Below are 18775 nucleotides of genomic sequence, written 5' to 3' on the forward strand. Positions count from 1 at the left end.
GAATAAAAGGGCAGCTAAAACCTATCAGGCGCTTTTGGCTAACGCAACAGGTTGCAGCAGTTGATCGCCGGCATACAGCCGCGCATTGAGGCTGCCGACGTAATAACGGCCGCCGCGCACCGGGGTTGGGTTGCCTTCCGGCAACACCACGCCGATCGGCTCCTGATGCCAGCCGATTGGCTGCACCGTCAACTGCCAGAAGTGGCCACGCGGGCTGACTTCCAGCACCTGCACCGGCAGCGGGCAGCGCTCGCTGCTTTCGGTCGCCACTTCCATTTCCCACGGGCGCAGGAACAGATCGACGCTGCCCTGGTGCATCGGCTGGAACGACAGCGGCCACTGGTGCGCGCCGACGAACAGCTGGGAGCCGCGGATCTCGCCGTTCAGGCGGTTCACTTCCCCCATGAACTCCAGCACGAAGCGGCTGGCCGGTTCGCGCATGATCTCTTCCGGCGAGCCTACCTGTTCGATATTGCCCTGGCTCATCACCACGATGCGGTCGGCCACTTCCATCGCCTCTTCCTGATCGTGGGTGACGAACACGCTGGTGAACTTCAGCTCTTCGTGCAGCTGACGCAGCCAGCGGCGCAGCTCTTTGCGCACCTGCGCATCCAGCGCGCCGAACGGTTCGTCCAGCAGCAGAATTTGCGGTTCCACCGCCAGGGCGCGCGCCAACGCCACGCGCTGTTTCTGGCCGCCGGACAGCTGCGACGGATAGCGGTTGGCCAGGTGGCCCAGCTGTACCATTTCCAGCAGCTGGGTGACTTTCTGTTTGATCGCCGCGGCGTTCGGCCGCTCGCGGCGCGGCAGCACGGTCAGGCCGAAGGCGATGTTGTCGAACACCGTCATGTGGCGGAACAGCGCATAGTGCTGAAATACGAAGCCCACGCGCCTGTCGCGCGCGTGCATGTGGCTGACGTCGGTGCCGTGGAAGCCCAGCTTGCCGCCGCTCTGGCTTTCCAGCCCTGCGATAATGCGCAGCAGCGTGGTCTTGCCGGAACCGGACGGCCCGAGCAGCGCCACCATCTCACCGGAAGCAATATCGAGCGAGATATCGTTCAATACCTTGGTGCGACCGAAGTACTTGTTGATGCCGTTAATCTCAATGCTCATGATTTTCCTCCCGCTCGAGACGCGCGTTTTGACGTTCCAGACGCCACTGCAGCGCGCTCTTCAAAAATAGGGTAACGATCGCCATCAGGGTCAACAGGGCGGCGGCGGTAAAGGAGCCGACGGTGTTGTAATCCTGCTGCAGCAGCTCGACCTGCAGCGGCAGGCTGTAGGTTTCGCCGCGAATCGAACCGGACACCACCGACACCGCGCCGAACTCGCCGATGGCGCGCGCGTTGGTCAGCACCACGCCGTACAGCAGCGCCCAGCGAATGTTGGGCAGCGTCACGCGGCGGAACATTTGCCAACCGGACGCCCCCAGCAGAATGGCGGCCTCGTCTTCCTGGCTGCCCTGGCTGAGCATCATCGGCACCAGCTCGCGTACCACGAAGGGGCAGGTGACGAAAATGGTCACCAGCACCATGCCCGGCCAGGAGAACATGATCTGGATATTATGCGCATCCAGCCAGCCGCCCAGCAGGCCGTTGCTGCCGTAAAACAGCAGGTAAATCAGCCCCGCCACCACCGGTGAAACGGCGAACGGGATATCGATCAGCGTCAGCAGCAGCTGGCGGCCGGGGAAAGTGAAGCGCGTCACCAGCCACGCCAGCAACGTGCCGAACACCAGGTTGAACGGCACGGTGATCAGCGCGATCAACACCGTCAACCAAATGGCGTGCAGCATGTCTGGATCGAGCAAGTTGCTCCACATCGCGCCGAATCCTTTGGAAAAGGCCTCGGCGAAAATCGATATCATCGGCACCACCAGCAGCAGCACCGAGAACAGCGCGCCGATGGCGATCAGCGTCCACTTGCCCCAGTTGACGCGCGGGCGCTCGGCGCCGTTGAAGGCGGAAACATCAGCCATCAGTGCCCTCCTCCCAAGCGTCTGCCGAAGCGGCTTTGCAAGACGTTAATGCTGAACAGCAGCAGCAGCGACGCCGCCAGGATCACCGAGGCGATGGCGCTGGCCGCCGGATAATCGAACTCCTGTAAACGCACAAAAATCATCAGCGAGGTCACTTCCGTCTTCCAGGCGATGTTGCCGGCGATGAAAATCACCGCGCCGAACTCGCCCAGGCTGCGGGTAAAGGAGATGGCGGTGCCGGCCAACAATGCCGGCGCCACCTCGGGCAGCACCACGCGGCGGAAGCTCTGCCAGCGCGTGGCGCCCAGCGTCTCGGCCGCCTCTTCGTATTCCGGCCCCAGTTCTTCCAGAACCGGCTGCACGGTGCGCACCACAAACGGCAGGCTGGTGAACGCCATCGCTACCGCGATCCCAAGCCAGGTAAAGGTGACTTTGATATCGAAGTGAGCCAGCCACTGACCGTACCAGCCGGTGGTGGAAAACAGGCCGGCCAGCGTCAGGCCGGCCACCGCGGTCGGCAGCGCGAACGGCAGATCGATCAGGCCATCCAGCAGCGAACGGCCGGGAAAACGGTAACGCGTCAGGATCCAGGCCATCAGCATGCCGAACACCGCGTTGAACAGGCTGGCGACGCCGGCCGCCAGCAGCGTCACTTTATACGCCGCCACCACCTGCGGGTTGGAAATCACTTCCCAGTATTGCGCCAGGCTCATCTGCGCCAGCTGCATCACCAGCGCGGTGAGCGGCAGCAGCAGGATCAAACAGGTATAAAACAGGCTGCTGCCGAGGCTGAGGCCAAATCCGGGCAGCACCCGCTTACTGGACGACAACGCCAACATTTACTTGCGCCCTGCCGCTAACAGCTGATCCAGCTCGCCGCCGGTGGCGAAGTGGGTTTTCATCACCTGCGGCCAGCCGCCGAATTGATCTTCCACGCGGAACAGTTGGGTATCCGGGAATTGCCCCTTCGCCGCCGCCATCGCTTTCTGGTCATACACGCGGTAGTAGAAGCTGGTGATCACCTGCTGCGCCGCCGGGCTGTAGAGATAGTTCAGATAGGCTTTGGCCGCCTGTTCGGTGCCGTTGCGCTCGACGTTTTTGTCGATCCAGGCCACCGGGAACTCCGCCAGAATATCGACCGGCGGCACGATCACTTCGTACTTGTCTTCACCGTATTGCTTGCGGATGTTGTTCACTTCGGACTCGAAGCTGATCAGCACGTCGCCCAAGCCGCGCTCAACGAAGGTGGTGGTCGCGCCGCGACCGCCGGTATCGAACACCAGCACGTTTTTCAGAAAGCGGGTCATGAAGGCGCGGGTCTTGGCCGCGTCGTTGCCGTCGGCCTGGCTGGCGGCGCCCCAGGCGGCCAGATAGGTGTAACGGCCGTTGCCGGAGGTTTTCGGGTTCGGGAACACCAGCTTCACGTCGTCGCGCACCAGATCGTTCCAGGTATGGATGCCCTTCGGGTTGTCCTTGCGCACCAGAAACGCCATGGTGGAATAGAACGGCGAACTGTTGTTCGGCAGACGCGCCTGCCAGTCCGCCGGGATCAGCTGCCCGCGATCGTGCAGGATTTGCACGTCGGTGACCTGGTTATACGTCACCACGTCGGCGCGCAAACCCTGCAGGATCGCCAGCGCCTGCTTCGACGAGCCGGCATGCGATTGTTTGATGGTCAGCTTATCGTTCGGATGCTGTTGATTCCACTGCTGTTCAAAGCCGGGATTCAGCGCGACGAACAATTCACGGGAAACGTCATAAGAGCTGTTCAGCAATTCCGCCGCCGACGCGGCGCCGCTCGCCAACAGCGCAGCCGCCAGCCAACCTTTCAGCACGAGATTTTTAACCCGGTTTTGTTTCATTCTGCACCTTATCACTGAGTCATTCCTTCAGGCTTTCGCCTTATTGACGACCAGTGTATTTATAACTCGGTGCGGAGCTGTAACGCTTTTATATACCGTTTAGTGATTTACAAGCATCAAACGCTATAAGGCAGGGAATGCGAGGCGTTTTGGGGCGGGAAAATGGACCGAAGCCGGGCGAGCCGGCTTCGGCAACGGCGTCAAAGTGACAGCAGGCGCGTCAGCGATGGCGCGAAGTAGTAGCTGCCGGTCACCGCACGGCTGAAACGCAGCATCGCGTCGCGTTTGCCGTCCAGATCGCCGAACATGCTCAGCAGCTGCTGCTCAATATTGTGCAGGCGTGCGCAATAGGCGATGAAGAACAGGCCATGCTTGCCGCTGGCGGTGCCGTAAGGCAGGCTCTGGCGCAGAATTTTCAGGCCTTTGCCGTTCTCTTTCAGATCGACGCGGCTGACGTGCGAGGTATCCGGGCGCTGATCGGCCGGCAGCTCTTCGCTGTCGTGCTTGGTGCGGCCGATGATCTGCTCCTGCTGTTCGGTGGTAAAGCGCTGCCACTGGCGCAGGTTGTGCTCGTAGCGCTGCACCAGCACGTAGCTGCCGCCTGCGTCCTCTTCGCCTTCGGCGATCGTCGCCACTGCCGGGCGCTGCTCGCCCTGTGGATTTTCGGTGCCGTCGATAAAGCCACTCAAATCGCGCTCTTCCACCCAGCGGAAACCGTGGGTTTCTTCTTCAATCTTGATGGCGTTGCCGAACGCCGCCAACGCGGCCTGCGCCAGCGTGAAGTTGACGTCATGGCGCAGCGACTGGATGTGGATCAGCATATCGCGCTGGGTGGCCGGCGCCAGCCCTTTGCCGAGCGGCGTGAACGGCTTCAGCTCTTGCGCGCCCTGGCCGCTGGAGAGATCGTGCCAAACGTCGTAGCCGAAAGCGATCACCGCGCCGAGGCGCGCATCGGGGAACTGCTGCTGCAGCTCGCTCAGCGTCTGACAAAACTGCTTGCAGCCCTGGCGCAAGTCGGCGAATTCGCCCTGTACGCTGGCTTCCATAAAAATGGCGAAACGGCAGTGCTCCAGCAGAATGCCGCTCTGAACCTGTGTCATGTTGTTATCCTCAATACCAGAATCCGGCAACAGGTAAGGTATGGCGGTTGACGCGCGGGTTCCCTGTTACAAACGCGCGCTATCATACCGCAAGCACGGGCGATTGCCTTGCAGCAGCGCAAAGAAAATAGGGGTAATGGCTTGAAAAGACAGGCGCCGCGAACCGACGCCCGTTGAACGCGTTACTGCTGCGGCTTGGCGTGCCAGATGATTTTGCTGACCGTCCAGCTTTTCAGGGTGTCGTCCGGCGGGATGATATCCTGCGCCCCGGCCCACTTGCCGCTGAAGATGTAGGTGACGTACTTGCTCTGCTCCGCCACGCACTCCACTTTACCGGCGTCTTCGCCGCTGCCCGGTTTACAGGAACCGAACGCCTTGCTGTACATGTCGCCGAACGGCGTGCCGAGCTTGTTGCCCCACTCCGTCGCCACTTGCGGATCCAGCACGTCTACCCGCTGCAGGCGCCCTTTCGGTTCGCCGGTGATCACCAGCTTCACCTCGTCGCCGGACAGCGCCTGGTAATAAGAAACGATCTGGCCGTTGCTGGTCGCCATGCCGCCGCGCAGGCGGTAGTTGCCGTCCAGCCCGTCGTTGATGGCGCTTTCCGACATCGGCGTGCCGGCGTTGAGCTTGCCGACGCCCTTGGCGCCGACCTCCAGGCTGCTGCCGAACCAGTTGAACGGCGACAGGCTGGACCAGGAAAAATTGGACATGCTCGAACAGCCGGTCAGTAACAGCGGAAGCCCTAACAGCAGGGGGCGAATATTCATCTCTAGCTCCTTAAACATCAATGGCACGGGGCGGTAACCCGCCCCCGCCGCACTCGGCATTTTGCTGCGTGCCAGCCTCTCACAACGGCCCGCACTACGCCAACGGTTGCCAGCTTGGAGTGCGGAAAATGCGAAAAGTGCCGCACTTCTCGGCAATTAGTCGGCGTGCTCCGCCGGCGCGAAACAGGCTTTCAGACGCGCGTTCAGCAGCAGATAGCTCAGCGCCAGCGCGTCGAGCAGCGCCAACGTCAGCTCCAGCCCCGGCGCATCGCCGTCCTGGCGCCACAGGCTGAACAGCGAGCCGCCGAGCGACGCCAGCAGGGAGACAGCCAGCCCCCAGCGCCAGCCGCGCCACAGCCGCGGCCATTGGTGGCGGCGGCCGCTCAGCAAAAACGCCAGCGCCGCCGGCAGGCCGAGCAGCATGCCGTACCAAAAACGTTGGGTATCCGGATAAAATAGCGCCAGCAAGCTTTCGCCCTGCTCGCGCGAAGCGCCGGCCATCACGAACAGCAGCCAGGTGCGCGCCTGCAAAATCAACACGGCCCAAAATCCCAGCGGCAGCCGCAGCGCGCCGTGCTGGTCGTAATCGTCCGGGGAAAACCGGGGTGAGAATGGCTTCAACGATCGTTCCTTGCCAACAGAATAAAGACTATGGCTACAGATGGGCACCGGCGGCGGGAATTTCAATGCGTCGGCTTAAGAAGCTCTTAAGATCGGTGTGTTTTAATCGTTAGCACTTAACAAGCAGCCCGATATCAGCGGGATGTGATTTTCGATAACGATGATAAGGAAGCGCAACATGAAAAAACTGACTCTGGCCGCCCTGATCGCGCTGTGCAGCGCACCGGTACTGGCGCAGCAAGGCGGGTTCCTCGATCCGGCCGCGCCGCAGGCCCAAACGCAACCCGCGCCTCAGGGCGGTTTCTCCGGCCCCAGCGCGGCGCTGACCACCGTGGACAAGGTGAAATCGCTGAGCGATGACACCTGGGTGATGCTGCAGGGCAATATCGAGCAGCGCATCGGCGACGACACCTATACCTTCCGCGATGCCACCGGCACGCTGACGGTCGAAATCGATCGCAAGCGCTGGAACGGCCAAACCGTTACGCCGAAAGACAAGGTGCAGTTGGAAGGCAAAGTGGATAAAGACTGGAGCAGCGTCGAAGTGGACGTGAAAACCGTCAAAAAGCTGCCTTAATGCACTGCGGCGGGCGGTGCAACGCCGCCGCCCGCCGCCCGCTCAATATTCCTGATCTTCGATCAACCGCTTGCCCAGGCTGGTGATGCCCTGGATCTCGTAGCCGAGCTTCTCGTACATCTCGACCACCGTGTCGTTGTCTTCGCGCACCATAATCTGGATTTTCGGGCAGCCACGGGCGATCAACTTCTTCTCCAGACGGTTGATCAACGCATTGGCGATGCCGCGCCCGCGATAGTCGGGATGCACCCCGAGGTAATACGCCGAGCCGCGGTGGCCGTCATAGCCGCCCATCACCGAACCGACCACTTCGCCGCCGACTTCCGCCACCAGGAACAGCTCCGGATCGTGGTTCAGCTTGCGCTCGATGTCCATTTCCGGATCGTTCCAGGGCCGCAGCAGATCGCAGCGCTCCCACAGGGTAATGACTTCTTCAAAGTCGTCTTGTCGAAATACGCGAATTTCCATCGATGTTGGCCGCTGTTAATTAAGGTGTTTATCTGATTATCGCGTGATTATTCACTTACGCAATATCAAACTGCGATTTACCGCGCTATTTGCCCAGAAATCGCCGGTAACAGGCGTAATAAATGGAAATAGTTATCGGGTCGATTAATGATTATCAATACGATATAACGTCGCAAAATAGAAACGTCGACGGAGCATTGCGTAATGAAAAAGCAGGGTAAACCCTTCCTCAATTTTAAACCGCTTGCCGTTTCCCCGACGCGACGCCAACTTTTGCTTTCCGGCCTGGCGGTGGCGCTGCTCGGCGTGAAAAGCCAACGCGCCAGGGCGGAAGGCCTGCTGCGCAATCAACACAGCAAGCCGGCGGCGAAACCGGCCGGAGCCAAGAAGTTGGTGATGATCGATCCCGGCCACGGCGGCATCGACTCCGGTGCGGTCGGCCACGAAGGCTCGCAGGAAAAACACATCGTGCTGGAAATCGCCAACCACGTGCGCCGTTTCCTGCATGAGCACGATCACGTCGAGGCGCGCCTGACGCGCGAAGAAGACGAGTTCATTCCGCTGTTCCAGCGGGTGGAGATCGCCCACCAGCACCAGGCCGACCTGTTCATTTCGATCCACGCCGATGGCTTCACCAGCCCATCGGCCTCCGGCGCTTCGGTGTTCGCCCTGTCCAACCGCGGCGCCAGCAGCGCCATGGCGCGCTACCTCTCCAACCGTGAAAACGCCGCCGACGATGTGGCGGGCGGTAAATACAAGGATCAGGACAACTACCTGCAGCAGGTGCTGTTCGATCTGGTGCAAACCGACACCATCAACAACAGCCTGACGCTCGGCCGCCACGTGCTCGGCCAGATCCGCCCAGTACACCATCTGCACAGCGACAGCACCGAACAGGCGGCGTTTGCGGTGTTGAAATCGCCGTCCATTCCCTCGGTGCTGGTGGAAACCTCGTTCATCACCAACCCGAACGAAGAGCGCCTGCTGGGCACCACCGCGTTTCGCGAGAAGATTGCCCGCGCCATCGCGGACGGCATCGTTAACTTCTTCGACTACTTCGACGCCCACCAACGCAAACCCCGCTGATGCCGCGGGCGGCGAATAAGAGTATACTCAGCGCCTTGTTCAGCCAGACGCTATAAAGACCCCGCATGAGTTTACCTAACATCGCTGAAGTAAAATCCTTCCTGCTGGCGCTGCAGGATCACATCTGCGCGCAGCTCGCCCAGGCCGGCGACGGCGCCGCGTTCACCGAAGACCAATGGACGCGTGAAGAAGGCGGCGGTGGCCGCAGCCGCGTGTTGACCAACGGCGCGGTGTTCGAACAGGCGGGGGTCAACTTCTCGCACGTCTCCGGCGCCACCCTGCCGGCCTCGGCGACCGCGCACCGTCCTGAGCTGGCCGGGCGCAGCTTCCAGGCGATGGGCGTCTCATTGGTTATCCATCCGCTCAGCCCCTACGTGCCCACTAGCCACGCCAACGTGCGCTTCTTCATCGCCGAAAAGCCGGGCGAGGCGCCGGTGTGGTGGTTCGGCGGCGGCTTTGATCTGACGCCGTTCTACGGTTTCGCAGAGGATGCCGTGCATTGGCACCGCACTGCGGCCGAGCTGTGCGCGCCGTTCGGCGACGAGGTCTACCCCAAATACAAACAGTGGTGCGACGATTACTTCTTCATCAAGCACCGCAACGAAGCGCGCGGCATCGGCGGCCTGTTCTATGACGATCTGAACACCCCGGACTTCGACCACTGCTTTGCCTTCACCCGCGCGGTGGGCCAGGGCTTCCTCGACGCCTATCTGCCGATCGTGGAAAAACGCAAGGCCTTGACCTGGGGCGAGCGCGAGCGTCAGTTCCAGCTGTATCGCCGCGGCCGCTACGTGGAATTCAACCTGGTGTGGGATCGCGGCACGCTGTTCGGGCTGCAAACCGGCGGGCGCACCGAGTCCATTCTGATGTCGATGCCGCCGTTGGTGCGTTGGGAATATAACTACCAGCCAGACGCCGATAGCCCGGAAGCGGCGCTGGCGCGCGATTTTCTGCCGGTGCGCGACTGGCTGCAGGAGCCGAAATGATGCAGATTTGGGTCGATGCAGACGCCTGTCCGAACGTGATCAAAGAGGTGCTGTTCCGCGCCGCCGATCGTACCGCCATCACCGTAACGCTGGTGGCGAACCAGCCGCTGCGCACGCCGCCGTCGAAGTACATCCGTTCGCTGCAGGTGGCGGCCGGCTTCGACGTGGCCGACAACGAGATCGTGCGCCGCTGCGCAGCGGGCGATCTGGTGATCACCGCCGACATTCCGCTGGCGGCGGAGGTGATAGAGAAAGGCGCGGTAGCGCTGAACCCGCGCGGCGAACGCTATACGCCGGACACCATCCGCGAGCGCCTCAACATGCGCGATTTTATGGATACCCTGCGCGCCAGCGGCATCCAGACCGGCGGCCCGAACGCCCTGAACCAGCGCGACCGCCAGCAGTTCGCCAACGAGCTGGACAAATGGCTGCTGCAGGCAAAGCGGGCGCAGTGACTGCACCCTGCTCTGCTGCGGTTTAGAAGCGCACCTCCCCGCCGAAGATATAGGTGCGCCCACGGGCGGTGTTGGCGGCCGTCGCGTCATCCCCCTGGATCGGCAACATATTCAGTTTGTTCAACGCCTCGGAATAGCTCTTGTTCATCACGTTTTGCACGCTGAATTTCAGCATGACGTTGCGGTTGATCTGATAAGTGCTGTACAGGTCGATAACGGTAGGAATATTCGGCATTTCCTGCTTGAGGATTTCACCGGTCGATTCACTCTGCTCGTAATCCGGCGACAGGCGACGCGTCTTGCCCGTATATTTCACGATGCTGCCGACGGTTAGCGATTCATCAAGAAAACGCACCCCGGTATCCAACGTAAAGTACATGTCCGGCAGTTCATTGATATCCCCGGCGCCGAAATAAGTGCTGGCGATGGAGGTCGGCTGCTCGGTGTGCTGCTTGCTGAAAGAGACGCGCGCGAAGGCTCGTCCGGCATCATAGTTGGCTTCAACCTCAACACCATGCATACGCACCGGCGTCAGAGAGTTGACGTAGATATACATATTGTCCGAGTAATCTTCGCTCGCATCGGCCCAATCGTTTTCCAGATTTTCGCGATAGCTGCATTTCCGTCCATTGCGGCACACCATGTAAGATTCACTGAAGATGTAATTGCGCACTTTACTGGTATAGCCCACGACCTTGAGGCGTAAAGAGTCTTCCTTCACCAGCAAATCGTGCCCGTTGGCGTTGAAGCCGGCCTGCCAGGTTTCCGCTCGTTCACCTTTGAGGAACGGGTTCATCGATGCGCCACCCGAGTTGGAATAGAACACTTCTTGAATGTTCGGCGCACGCATCGACTTGCTGTAGCTGACGAATGGCTGCAACCACGGCGTCACCTGTGCCGATAGCATTACCGAAGGATTGAACCCTTGCTCTTTCAAATTGATGCTAGCGGCCCCTTGCGGGAAGCACTCCACGCGATAATCGCATTCAGGCTTGTAACCGGTCAGCTTGTTGCTGGTGTAGTTCAGGTTGAGATCGAGCTGATAGATATCCCGGTTAAGCTGCAGGCCGGTATATAAACTGCCGATTCGCTGCTCGCCGGATGGCGCGAAGGTATTATTTTCTATTGCTTCCTGCGCCGTCTGCGAATTCTCTATAGCCGATTCTACATGCTTACGGTATTGGTTGCGCATCAGTTTGCCGCCATAGCTGAAGGCTACATCGGTATCCAGCAGGCTGAATCGGCTGGTGTTATTGATATCCAGCGCATCGGAGCGGTTTTCCGCGTTGGTGTTAAAGAAGGTGAACAGCGAACCGCCGTCGTATTTCTGATTGCCTTTACTGGTGCTGACGGTGAGGTTTAAATCCACCAACTCCGAAAACGGCGCATAGTGATATTTGAGGTAGAGGTCATGGCTATCGATATCGCGCCGAGAAAAGCGGTTTTGGTAGTTCCTGGCGGAAAACTCAATGCTATTGAACTCGTTCGGTTTGATATCCAGTTTGAACAGCTGTGACTTGGGATTTTGCTTCATAAATTCATCGTACCCAAAATCTTCGCTGCTGATACCGTCGCCATTGTTGAAGTTCGAGTAAATGGAGCTCCCACTGATCGCGGCCATCGCGCCAATGCTGCCGGTATCGGTAAACGCCTGCCCCTTACCGGCGACGGCGATCATGCCACTGCGGCCAATGCCGTTGCTGCCGACAGAGAATTTGGTTCTCACCCCGAAAGGATTGCCAGAAAAGATCACATCATCGACACCGATTGTGCGGAAGTTAGCACTGCCTGCCAACGCATTTACGCCGCTGCCGCCACTGTTCTCACCGCGCGCCACGTCCACTCCGACGATAAAATTGGGATCTATCAAGACCCCCGCCTGGTTATTGGTCGAACCGTGTGACATCACACCAGACGTGGAAGTACCGTAATAGTTCTGGGTAATGCCATCGACCATGGTATTGACCCGGCCAAAACCGCTCAGACCGCGGATATTGACGCTGACGGCCCCCTGACTGGGATCGATCTGGGTATAGGTGCCCGGCATGCTGCGCAGAATGCTGTCCACCGACTCCAGATTTTTGTTTTCATCGCGCGAGCTGAATGCACCCGGCCGGGCCAACGCGTCTTTTTCGCTGCTCTTGCCGCTGTCGGCGGCCGAGACGTTGAGCGGGCTGAACGCCACGTTGCCTTTATTATTTTCCGCCTGTTCCTGCGCGGCCGCAGCCGACCCGTACAGCGCCAGTCCCGCGCCGATCAGGCTCGCTATCATTTTGATTTTCATATATCCCCAGAAATAGCCAATAAGATTTGATGGCCGACAATGCCCAGCAAAAAGCCCGCCGAAACGCGCGGTAAAAGATTGTTATTGTTTTATTGCGCCGCAGCGTGCTGCGGCGCTAAAGGTTATTTCTGCGCCTGCCGGTCCGCCGCCAAAATAAAGGCGTACTCCAGCGCGCCGTTTTCCAGCCGCGCCAGGCGGCCCGACTTGCCGCCGTGGCCGGCGGTCATGTCGGTGGAGAGCAGCAGCAGCGAATCGCCCTGCTTGAAGCGCCGCAGCTTCGCCACCCATTTGGCCGGCTCCCAATACTGCACCTGGGAGTCGTACAAGCCGCTGGTAACCAGCAGGTTCGGGTAACGCTGCTTGCGCACGTTGTCGTACGGGCTGTAGGACTTCATCAGCGCATAGGCGGCCGGCTGGTGCGGGTTGCCCCACTCCTCGTATTCCCCGGTGGTGAGCGGAATGCTGTCGTCCAGCATGGTGGTCACCACGTCGACGAACGGCACCTGCGCCACCACCGCGTTGTACAGCTGCGGCGCCTGATTGATCACCGCCCCCATCAGCAAGCCGCCGGCGCTGCCGCCCATGGCGTAGATGCGCCCCGGTTGGCCGTAGCCGTCTTTGATCAGCGCCTGGGTAGCATCGATGAAGTCGTTGAAGCTGTTCGGTTTGTGCGTCAGCTTGCCCTGCTTGTACCAGCTCTGCCCCAGCTCCCCGCCGCCGCGCACGTGGATCAGCGCATAGACGAAGCCGCGATCCAGCAGGCTGATGCGGTTGGCGCTGAACGCCGGATCCATGCTCATGCCGTAAGCACCGTAGCCGTACACCAGCAGCGGGTTATGCCCGTTTTTGAACAGCGATGTGCGGTACACCAGCGAGACCGGCACCTTCACGCCGTCGCGCGCCGTTACCCAGATGCGCTCGCTGTGATACAGGCTCGGATCGACGCCTTTCACCTCCTGCTGCTTCAGCAGGGTGCGCTCGCCCTTGTTCAGATCCCACTCATAGGTGCGGGTTGGCGTGGTCATCGCCGAATAGCCGTAGCGCAACCGATCGCTGTCCGGCTCGGGGTTATAGCCCAGCCAGGCCATGTAGCTGGCGTCGTCGAACGGGATGGCGCGCTCGGTTTTGCCGTCCCAGCTGATTTGCCGCAGCTGCACCAGCCCGTTGGCGCGCTCCTGCACCACCAGCCAGTCGCGGAACAGGCTGAAGCTCTCCACCTCGTGCTGCGCCTGCGGCGCGATCAGCGTCTGCCAGGGTTTGCCCGCCGCCGCCGTGCGGTACAGGCCAAAGTTCGGATCCTGATGGTTGGAACGCAGATAGAACTCGCCGCGGTAGTGATCGAGATAATACTCGCGGCCGTTCTGCCGGGCGGCGAACAGCTGCGGCTCGCGCTGCGGCTGGTTGGCGTCGATCAGGCGCACTTCGGAGGTGGTGTTGCCGCTGATGGTCAGAATCAGGTAATCGCGCGAGGACGAGCGGCCGAGGCTGAGGTAGAACGCCGGATCGTTTTCCTGGTACACCAGCTTATCTTCCGCCGTCGGCGTACCGTACTGATGGCGATAAACCTGGTATGGCAACAGCGTTTGCGGGTGGTTGCGCACGTAGAACAGGGTTTGGTTGTCGTTGGCCCACACCATGTTGCCGGAGGTGTTTTCCAGCGTTTCCGGCGACCAGCGTTCGCTGCCTATCTCGCGCAGGGAGATGCGGTATTGGCGGCGGCCCTGCAGATCTTCGGCCACCGCCAGCCGGCGGTTGTCCTGGCTGACGTCCATCGCCCCCAGGCGATAGTAGGCGTGGCCGGCCGCGCGCTGATTGGCGTCCAGCAAGGTTTGCCACGGCGCGTCGGCGGTCAGCGCCTGGCGCTGATACCGCGCGAAATCTTTACCGGCGGCGTAGCTTTCCTGATAGCGATAGCCGTTGAGCTGATACGGCACCGAACGATCGTCAGGGTTCATGCGGCCCAGCATCTCCTGATACAGCGTGGCGCGCAGCTTCTGGTACGGCGCCATCATCTGCTCGGTGTAGCGGTTCTCCGCCTTCAGATAGTCCAGCACCTTCTGCTCTTTTCGGCTGTCGTCGCGCAGCCAGTAGTAATCGTCGGTGCGCGTCTCGCCGTGGGCGGTCAGCGCTTTCGGCGCGCGTTCCGCCAACGGCGGCTGCGGTTGCGCCAGCGCGGCGCCGGCGACGCCTAAAGAAAGCCAGAGCGCGGCCGCGATGCGACGGCGCGGGGTGGATAACAGCGGATTCATAATCCCTCACGAAGTTTGAAAAGGCGCACGACGGCGATACGGCGCCTGCGGGCATTAACGGCGGGCATTCAGCTCCGCCAGATTGAAATCGATCGGCATCGTCACCCTGACGGCCCCCTGCTGCAGCATCTCCGGCGGCGGAGGCGGCAACGGCTGAGCGCGCGACACCACCGCTACCGCTTCCCGATCCAGCGACGCAGTGCCGGAGCGCACCAGCAGCGTAACGTTCGAGACCCGCCCCTGCGCGTCGACGCTGAAACTGACCTGCGGCATGCCGCTGCGCCGGCGGCTGCGGGCATCCAAAGGGTAATCCTTGATGCGGTTCAGTTTGCCTTTCACCAGGCTCTCCCACGACAGTTTGGCCTGCGCGTTGCTGTTGGCGTCGCTGTTGATCGGTGCGGCGGTCTGGTGAGAGAGCGTCTGCGCCTGCGGCGCGGCGGCGCTGGACGCGGCGGCGTTGCGCGTCTCTTTGGCCTGTTCCTGCGGCTTAGGCTGCGGCTGCGTTTTTTGCGGGGGGCGGCGTTCGGCGCGCTTCTTCTGCGCCGTCACGATTTTCGCTTTCTCGGCGCGCGCCAGCTTGGGCAGATCCGGCTGTTGCTGCTGCTCCGCCGGCTGCGCCGCAGCGGATTCCGCCTGCTGCACGCCCAGCGGCAGCGGCTTGCTTTCCGGCGCTTCAATCTGCGCCGCCCAGCTCATCATCACCGCCGGCGGTGGCAACACCACCGGCTCCAGCGCCGTCTGCGGCCAGTAAAACAGCAGCACCAACGCCGCGTGCGCCGCCAGAGCGAGCAGCAGGCCGCGCGCCCAGCGCGGCTGCGGCAGTTCAAAGGCCGGGAGGGAGTAAGACTGACTTAACATAGGGGCATTAGCTTGCTTAATTGCGAATGATTGCAGATCACATTTACTAATGATAATCATTTGCAACTATAATTAACACCCCTTTTCACTCTCTTAACGTATTCATTTCACTGATGGTGTGATCCACAGGTAGTCTGCGGTGTTCGCATCGACCTGTACGCCCGGCTCCGCCAGCATCAGCACCGTCAGCGCCGCCGCCGGTTGCAGATCCCGCACGTGCAGCGGCACCCCCACCGATTTGGCGGCGTGATAGCCACCGGCGATCAACAGCGCGGGCGTGGGCGCCGCCAGCAGGCGCTCAGCCATGCGCCGGTCGCGTTGCTGCTGGATCGCCAGCATCGCACGCAACTGGTCGGCCTCAATCTTGCCGCCGTGCGAAGTGCGGATGGTCTCTTCCAGCGCCTTGCGCACCGCCGGCTGCGCCGATAGCTGCCCCGCCGGGAATTGCGGCTGCTGATAGAACGCCGTAATCTCGCTACGATCCAGGTTGGCCGACCACAGCGGGTAAGGCGCGCGCATCGCCGCCATCGTCACCCCGCCATACAGCGCCCACTTCCAGCCCGGCTGCCAGGCGATCAGCTCCGCTACGCGGCCGTCACGCACCGTGGGATCGCTCTGCAACCACTGCTTGACCTTGTCGACCTGCGCCTGTTGGTTCGGGTTGATCATCTCCATCAACACGCTGCCCTGCGGCCGCCGCAGCGGCAGCTGCTGCACCAGCCATTGCTCAATCTGATGGTGGTAAGGATTGTCATGTTTCTCACCCAGGATCACCCGCGGCTGCTGCGCCAGTCGCGTCAACAGCTGCTCCGGCGTCAGGCTCGCGCCGCTGTGCAAATCGGTGATGCTCCCCAGACTCGCGACGTCGCTGGACGGCGTCTTAACCGGCGTTTGGCTGCAGGCGCCGAGCGCCAACGCCGCCAATAAAATCAGGTATCTCATCATGTTGCCCCATTATCGAAAATGGCGACATTATAGATAATAATTATCATTTGCATATAGATCCGGCTTAACGATTTTTTTACGCGCCGATCGCCGGCTGCGCATTGCGTTGAAAAAGCATTGCGGGTATAACCAATAGCCATTCAGATATTTAGACGTCTATACGGATAGATTATTATGCAACCATCGGCACCCGCCGCAGGGCAGTTCAAACGCAGCATGAAGGCCCGGCACCTGGTGATGCTGTCGCTGGGCGGCGTGATCGGCACCGGGCTGTTTTTCAACACCGGCTACATCATCTCCACCACCGGGGCGCTCGGCACGCTGCTGGCCTACCTGATCGGCGCGCTGGTGGTGTATCTGGTGATGCTGTGCCTGGGCGAGCTGTCGGTGGCGATGCCGGAAACCGGCGCCTTTCACGTCTATGCTTCGCGCTATCTGGGGCCGGCCACCGGCTATACCGTCGCCTGGCTGTATTGGCTCACCTGGACGGTGGCGCTCGGCTCCAGCCTGACCGCCGCCGGATTCTGCATGCAGTACTGGTTCCCGCAGTCGCCGGTGTGGCTGTGGTGTTTGATCTTCTGCGTGGCCATTTTCCTGCTTAACGTGGTGACCACCCGCTTTTTCGCCGAAAGCGAATTCTGGTTTTCGCTGATCAAAGTGGTGACCATTCTGGCGTTTATCATTCTGGGCGGCGCCGCCATGTTCGGCCTGCTGCCGATGAAAGACGGTACCCCGGCGCCGTTCCTGCATAACCTGACCGCTTCCGGCTGGCTGCCGCACGGCACGCTGCCGATCCTGATGACCATGGTGGCGGTGAACTTCGCCTTCTCCGGCACGGAACTGATCGGCATCGCCGCCGGCGAAACCGAGAACCCGGAAAAAGTCGTGCCGCTGGCGATCCGCACTACGGTGATCCGCCTGATGCTGTTCTTTATCGGCACGGTCTTCGTGCTGGCGGCGTTGATCCCGATGGATCAGGCGGGGATCGTCAAAAGCCCGTTCGTGCTGGTGTTTGAACGCATCGGCGTGCCTTACGCCGCCGATATCTTCAACTTCGTGATCCTGACCGCCATCCTGTCGGCGGCCAACTCCGGCCTGTACGCCTCGGGGCGCATGCTGTGGTCGTTAGCCCACCAGCGCACCCTGCCGGCCTACTTTGCGCGCGTCAATGCGCGCGGCATTCCGATCAACGCCCTGACCTTCAGCATGCTCGGCGGCGTGCTGGCGCTGCTGACCAGCGTGATCGCGCCGGACACGGTGTTTGTCGCCCTGTCGGCGATCTCCGGTTTTGCGGTGGTGGCGGTGTGGCTGAGCATCTGCGCGGCCCACTATGCTTTCCGCCGCGCCTACCTGCGCAGCGGCCAGCCGATAAGCGGCCTGAAATACCGCGCGCCCGGCTACCCATTGACGCCGATCCTCGGCTTTGCGCTGTGCCTGCTGGCCTGCATCGGGCTGGCGTTCGATCCGGAGCAGCGCATTGCGCTCTACTGTGGGCTGCCGTTCGTCGCCCTGTGCTACCTCACCTATTTCCTGACCCGGCGCGCCGGGCAAAAAACCGCTTTGGGAGAACAACATGTCGGTTAACAACCCCGTCGCACGCCTGCTGGCCGAACATCCCACGCTGATCCTGGACGGCGCGCTGGCCACTGAGTTGGAAGCGCGCGGCTGCGATCTGACCGATCCGCTGTGGTCGGCCAAGGTGCTGATTGAAAATCCCGAGCTTATCTATCAGGTGCATCTCGATTATTTCAACGCCGGCGCCCAATGCGCCATCACCGCCAGCTATCAGGCCACGCCGCAGGGCTTCTTGCGCCGCGGCCTGGATCAGGAGCAATCGCTGGCGTTGATCGCCAAAAGCGTGCAACTGGCGCAGCGGGCGCGCCGCGATTATCTGGCCGAACACCCGCAGGCGGCGCCGCTGCTGATCGCCGGTTCGGTAGGCCCGTACGGCGCCTATCTGGCCGACGGCTCGGAATACCGCGGCGATTACCGGCTGGCGCAGGATGACATGATGGCCTTCCACCGCCCGCGCATCGCCGCCCTGGCGGCCGCTGGCGTCGATCTGCTGGCCTGCGAAACGCTGCCGTCGTTCGCCGAACTGCAGGCGCTGCTGACGCTGCTGCAGGAATTCCCGATGCTCGGCGCCTGGTTCGCCTTCACCCTGCGCGACAGCCAACACCTCAGCGACGGTACGCCGCTGACGGAGGTCCTGTCCGCGCTGCGCGGCAACCCGCAGGTGTTGGCCATCGGCATCAACTGCATCGCGCTGGACAAGGTCGCCCCGGCGCTGCGTCAGCTGAACGCGCTGGCCGACAAGCCGCTGCTGGTTTACCCGAACTCCGGCGAGCACTACGATGCGGTGAGCAAAACCTGGCACGCCTGCGGCGGCGAGCACAGCAGCCTGGCCGATCAGGCGACGGAGTGGCGCGCGCTCGGCGCACAATTGATCGGCGGCTGTTGCCGCACCACCCCGCAGGATATCCGCGCCATCGCTGCGCGCTGCAAGGCATAAAAATAAAAAAAGCCCCCGGCGCCA

18 protein-coding genes are annotated in these 18775 nt (G+C 61.4%); 6 read left to right on the forward strand and 12 right to left on the reverse strand.

The window, feature by feature from the left end:
• Window positions 1-24: 24 nt before the first annotated feature.
• The 7 genes from cysA to SSARUM_RS17235 form a co-directional block, all read right to left on the reverse strand.
• A complete protein-coding gene (gene cysA, locus SSARUM_RS17205) occupies window positions 25-1113 on the reverse strand; it encodes a sulfate/thiosulfate ABC transporter ATP-binding protein CysA (protein ID WP_049198410.1) in 1089 nt (362 codons plus the stop codon).
• The gene (cysW, locus tag SSARUM_RS17210; RefSeq protein WP_033635461.1) at window positions 1103-1978 is read right to left on the reverse strand and encodes a sulfate/thiosulfate ABC transporter permease CysW; all 876 of its coding nucleotides are present in this window, start codon (window positions 1976-1978) and stop codon (window positions 1103-1105) included. Before cysW ends, cysA begins: the two co-directional genes overlap by 11 nt.
• Window positions 1978-2817, reverse strand: coding sequence for a sulfate/thiosulfate ABC transporter permease CysT (gene cysT, locus SSARUM_RS17215; RefSeq protein ID WP_019453852.1), 840 nt, complete (start codon window positions 2815-2817; stop codon window positions 1978-1980). The genes cysW and cysT overlap by 1 nt, the downstream gene beginning before the upstream one ends.
• Entirely contained in the window at window positions 2818-3840 is a 1023-nt protein-coding gene (locus tag SSARUM_RS17220) for a sulfate ABC transporter substrate-binding protein (protein WP_033635463.1), read from the reverse strand.
• A 200-nt stretch (window positions 3841-4040) separates the two neighbouring features.
• Complete coding sequence (locus tag SSARUM_RS17225; protein ID WP_033649846.1) at window positions 4041-4940, reverse strand: Dyp-type peroxidase; 900 nt, start codon at window positions 4938-4940, stop codon at window positions 4041-4043.
• Between the two features lie 182 nt (window positions 4941-5122).
• Window positions 5123-5710, reverse strand: coding sequence for an RpoE-regulated lipoprotein (locus tag SSARUM_RS17230; protein ID WP_033635465.1), 588 nt, complete (start codon window positions 5708-5710; stop codon window positions 5123-5125).
• A gap of 156 nt (window positions 5711-5866) precedes the next feature.
• A complete protein-coding gene (locus tag SSARUM_RS17235; RefSeq protein WP_060430418.1) occupies window positions 5867-6331 on the reverse strand; it encodes a DUF2919 domain-containing protein in 465 nt (154 codons plus the stop codon).
• A gap of 178 nt (window positions 6332-6509) precedes the next feature.
• On the opposite strand from SSARUM_RS17235, the gene SSARUM_RS17240 reads away from it, so the two are divergent.
• Entirely contained in the window at window positions 6510-6908 is a 399-nt protein-coding gene (locus SSARUM_RS17240; RefSeq protein ID WP_004936500.1) for a YgiW/YdeI family stress tolerance OB fold protein, read from the forward strand.
• Between the two features lie 42 nt (window positions 6909-6950).
• Here the strand turns inward: SSARUM_RS17240 and SSARUM_RS17245 are convergent, their stop codons facing one another.
• Window positions 6951-7376: a GNAT family acetyltransferase gene (locus SSARUM_RS17245; RefSeq protein WP_004936504.1), complete on the reverse strand. Its 426-nt coding sequence runs from the start codon at window positions 7374-7376 to the stop codon at window positions 6951-6953.
• Window positions 7377-7580: 204 nt separating this feature from the next.
• Here SSARUM_RS17245 and amiA point away from each other — a divergent pair, with 204 nt between their 5' ends.
• From amiA to SSARUM_RS17260, 3 genes are all read left to right on the forward strand, one after another.
• Window positions 7581-8462, forward strand: a complete 882-nt coding sequence (gene amiA / locus SSARUM_RS17250) for an N-acetylmuramoyl-L-alanine amidase AmiA (protein WP_033649849.1) — start codon at window positions 7581-7583, stop codon at window positions 8460-8462.
• A 65-nt stretch (window positions 8463-8527) separates the two neighbouring features.
• Entirely contained in the window at window positions 8528-9448 is a 921-nt protein-coding gene (gene hemF / locus SSARUM_RS17255; protein WP_060425813.1) for an oxygen-dependent coproporphyrinogen oxidase, read from the forward strand.
• A complete protein-coding gene (locus SSARUM_RS17260; RefSeq protein ID WP_041038074.1) occupies window positions 9448-9903 on the forward strand; it encodes a YaiI/YqxD family protein in 456 nt (151 codons plus the stop codon). Before hemF ends, SSARUM_RS17260 begins: the two co-directional genes overlap by 1 nt.
• A 22-nt stretch (window positions 9904-9925) precedes the next feature.
• Here SSARUM_RS17260 and SSARUM_RS17265 read toward each other — a convergent pair whose 3' ends face one another.
• The 4 genes from SSARUM_RS17265 to SSARUM_RS17280 all read right to left on the reverse strand — a co-directional run bounded on the left by SSARUM_RS17265 (window position 9926) and on the right by SSARUM_RS17280 (window position 16236).
• Window positions 9926-12187, reverse strand: coding sequence for a TonB-dependent receptor domain-containing protein (locus tag SSARUM_RS17265; protein ID WP_039564825.1), 2262 nt, complete (start codon window positions 12185-12187; stop codon window positions 9926-9928).
• A 122-nt stretch (window positions 12188-12309) separates the two neighbouring features.
• Window positions 12310-14436, reverse strand: coding sequence for a S9 family peptidase (locus SSARUM_RS17270; protein ID WP_077791428.1), 2127 nt, complete (start codon window positions 14434-14436; stop codon window positions 12310-12312).
• A 54-nt stretch (window positions 14437-14490) separates the two neighbouring features.
• Window positions 14491-15294: a TonB family protein gene (locus SSARUM_RS17275; RefSeq protein ID WP_033649853.1), complete on the reverse strand. Its 804-nt coding sequence runs from the start codon at window positions 15292-15294 to the stop codon at window positions 14491-14493.
• Window positions 15295-15396: 102 nt separating this feature from the next.
• Complete coding sequence (locus tag SSARUM_RS17280) at window positions 15397-16236, reverse strand: ChaN family lipoprotein (RefSeq protein WP_039564821.1); 840 nt, start codon at window positions 16234-16236, stop codon at window positions 15397-15399.
• A gap of 177 nt (window positions 16237-16413) precedes the next feature.
• Between SSARUM_RS17280 and mmuP the strand changes: the two genes are divergently transcribed.
• Together mmuP and mmuM are read left to right on the forward strand one after the other, a co-directional pair.
• On the forward strand, window positions 16414-17823 hold the full coding sequence (gene mmuP / locus SSARUM_RS17285; protein ID WP_033635472.1) for an S-methylmethionine permease: 1410 nt from the start codon (window positions 16414-16416) through the stop codon (window positions 17821-17823).
• The gene (mmuM, locus tag SSARUM_RS17290) at window positions 17813-18751 is read left to right on the forward strand and encodes a homocysteine S-methyltransferase (protein WP_060430421.1); all 939 of its coding nucleotides are present in this window, start codon (window positions 17813-17815) and stop codon (window positions 18749-18751) included. The genes mmuP and mmuM overlap by 11 nt, the downstream gene beginning before the upstream one ends.
• Window positions 18752-18775 lie beyond the last annotated feature (24 nt).

Source organism: Serratia sarumanii (genome assembly GCF_029962605.1).
GTDB classification, from domain to species: Bacteria; Pseudomonadota; Gammaproteobacteria; order Enterobacterales; family Enterobacteriaceae; genus Serratia; species Serratia sarumanii.

Coding starts and splice junctions, on each gene's coding strand:
- cysT (WP_019453852.1), bottom strand. CDS start 2,817: ATGTTGGCGTTGTCGTCCAGTAAGCGGGTGCTGCCCGGATTTGGCCTC.
- SSARUM_RS17245 (WP_004936504.1), bottom strand. CDS start 7,376: ATGGAAATTCGCGTATTTCGACAAGACGACTTTGAAGAAGTCATTACC.
- cysW (WP_033635461.1), bottom strand. CDS start 1,978: ATGGCTGATGTTTCCGCCTTCAACGGCGCCGAGCGCCCGCGCGTCAAC.
- SSARUM_RS17265 (WP_039564825.1), bottom strand. CDS start 12,187: ATGAAAATCAAAATGATAGCGAGCCTGATCGGCGCGGGACTGGCGCTG.
- SSARUM_RS17275 (WP_033649853.1), bottom strand. CDS start 15,294: ATGTTAAGTCAGTCTTACTCCCTCCCGGCCTTTGAACTGCCGCAGCCG.
- SSARUM_RS17260 (WP_041038074.1), top strand. CDS start 9,448: ATGCAGATTTGGGTCGATGCAGACGCCTGTCCGAACGTGATCAAAGAG.
- hemF (WP_060425813.1), top strand. CDS start 8,528: ATGAGTTTACCTAACATCGCTGAAGTAAAATCCTTCCTGCTGGCGCTG.
- mmuP (WP_033635472.1), top strand. CDS start 16,414: ATGCAACCATCGGCACCCGCCGCAGGGCAGTTCAAACGCAGCATGAAG.
- SSARUM_RS17225 (WP_033649846.1), bottom strand. CDS start 4,940: ATGACACAGGTTCAGAGCGGCATTCTGCTGGAGCACTGCCGTTTCGCC.
- amiA (WP_033649849.1), top strand. CDS start 7,581: ATGAAAAAGCAGGGTAAACCCTTCCTCAATTTTAAACCGCTTGCCGTT.
- mmuM (WP_060430421.1), top strand. CDS start 17,813: ATGTCGGTTAACAACCCCGTCGCACGCCTGCTGGCCGAACATCCCACG.
- SSARUM_RS17270 (WP_077791428.1), bottom strand. CDS start 14,436: ATGAATCCGCTGTTATCCACCCCGCGCCGTCGCATCGCGGCCGCGCTC.
- SSARUM_RS17220 (WP_033635463.1), bottom strand. CDS start 3,840: ATGAAACAAAACCGGGTTAAAAATCTCGTGCTGAAAGGTTGGCTGGCG.
- SSARUM_RS17280 (WP_039564821.1), bottom strand. CDS start 16,236: ATGAGATACCTGATTTTATTGGCGGCGTTGGCGCTCGGCGCCTGCAGC.
- SSARUM_RS17230 (WP_033635465.1), bottom strand. CDS start 5,710: ATGAATATTCGCCCCCTGCTGTTAGGGCTTCCGCTGTTACTGACCGGC.
- cysA (WP_049198410.1), bottom strand. CDS start 1,113: ATGAGCATTGAGATTAACGGCATCAACAAGTACTTCGGTCGCACCAAG.
- SSARUM_RS17240 (WP_004936500.1), top strand. CDS start 6,510: ATGAAAAAACTGACTCTGGCCGCCCTGATCGCGCTGTGCAGCGCACCG.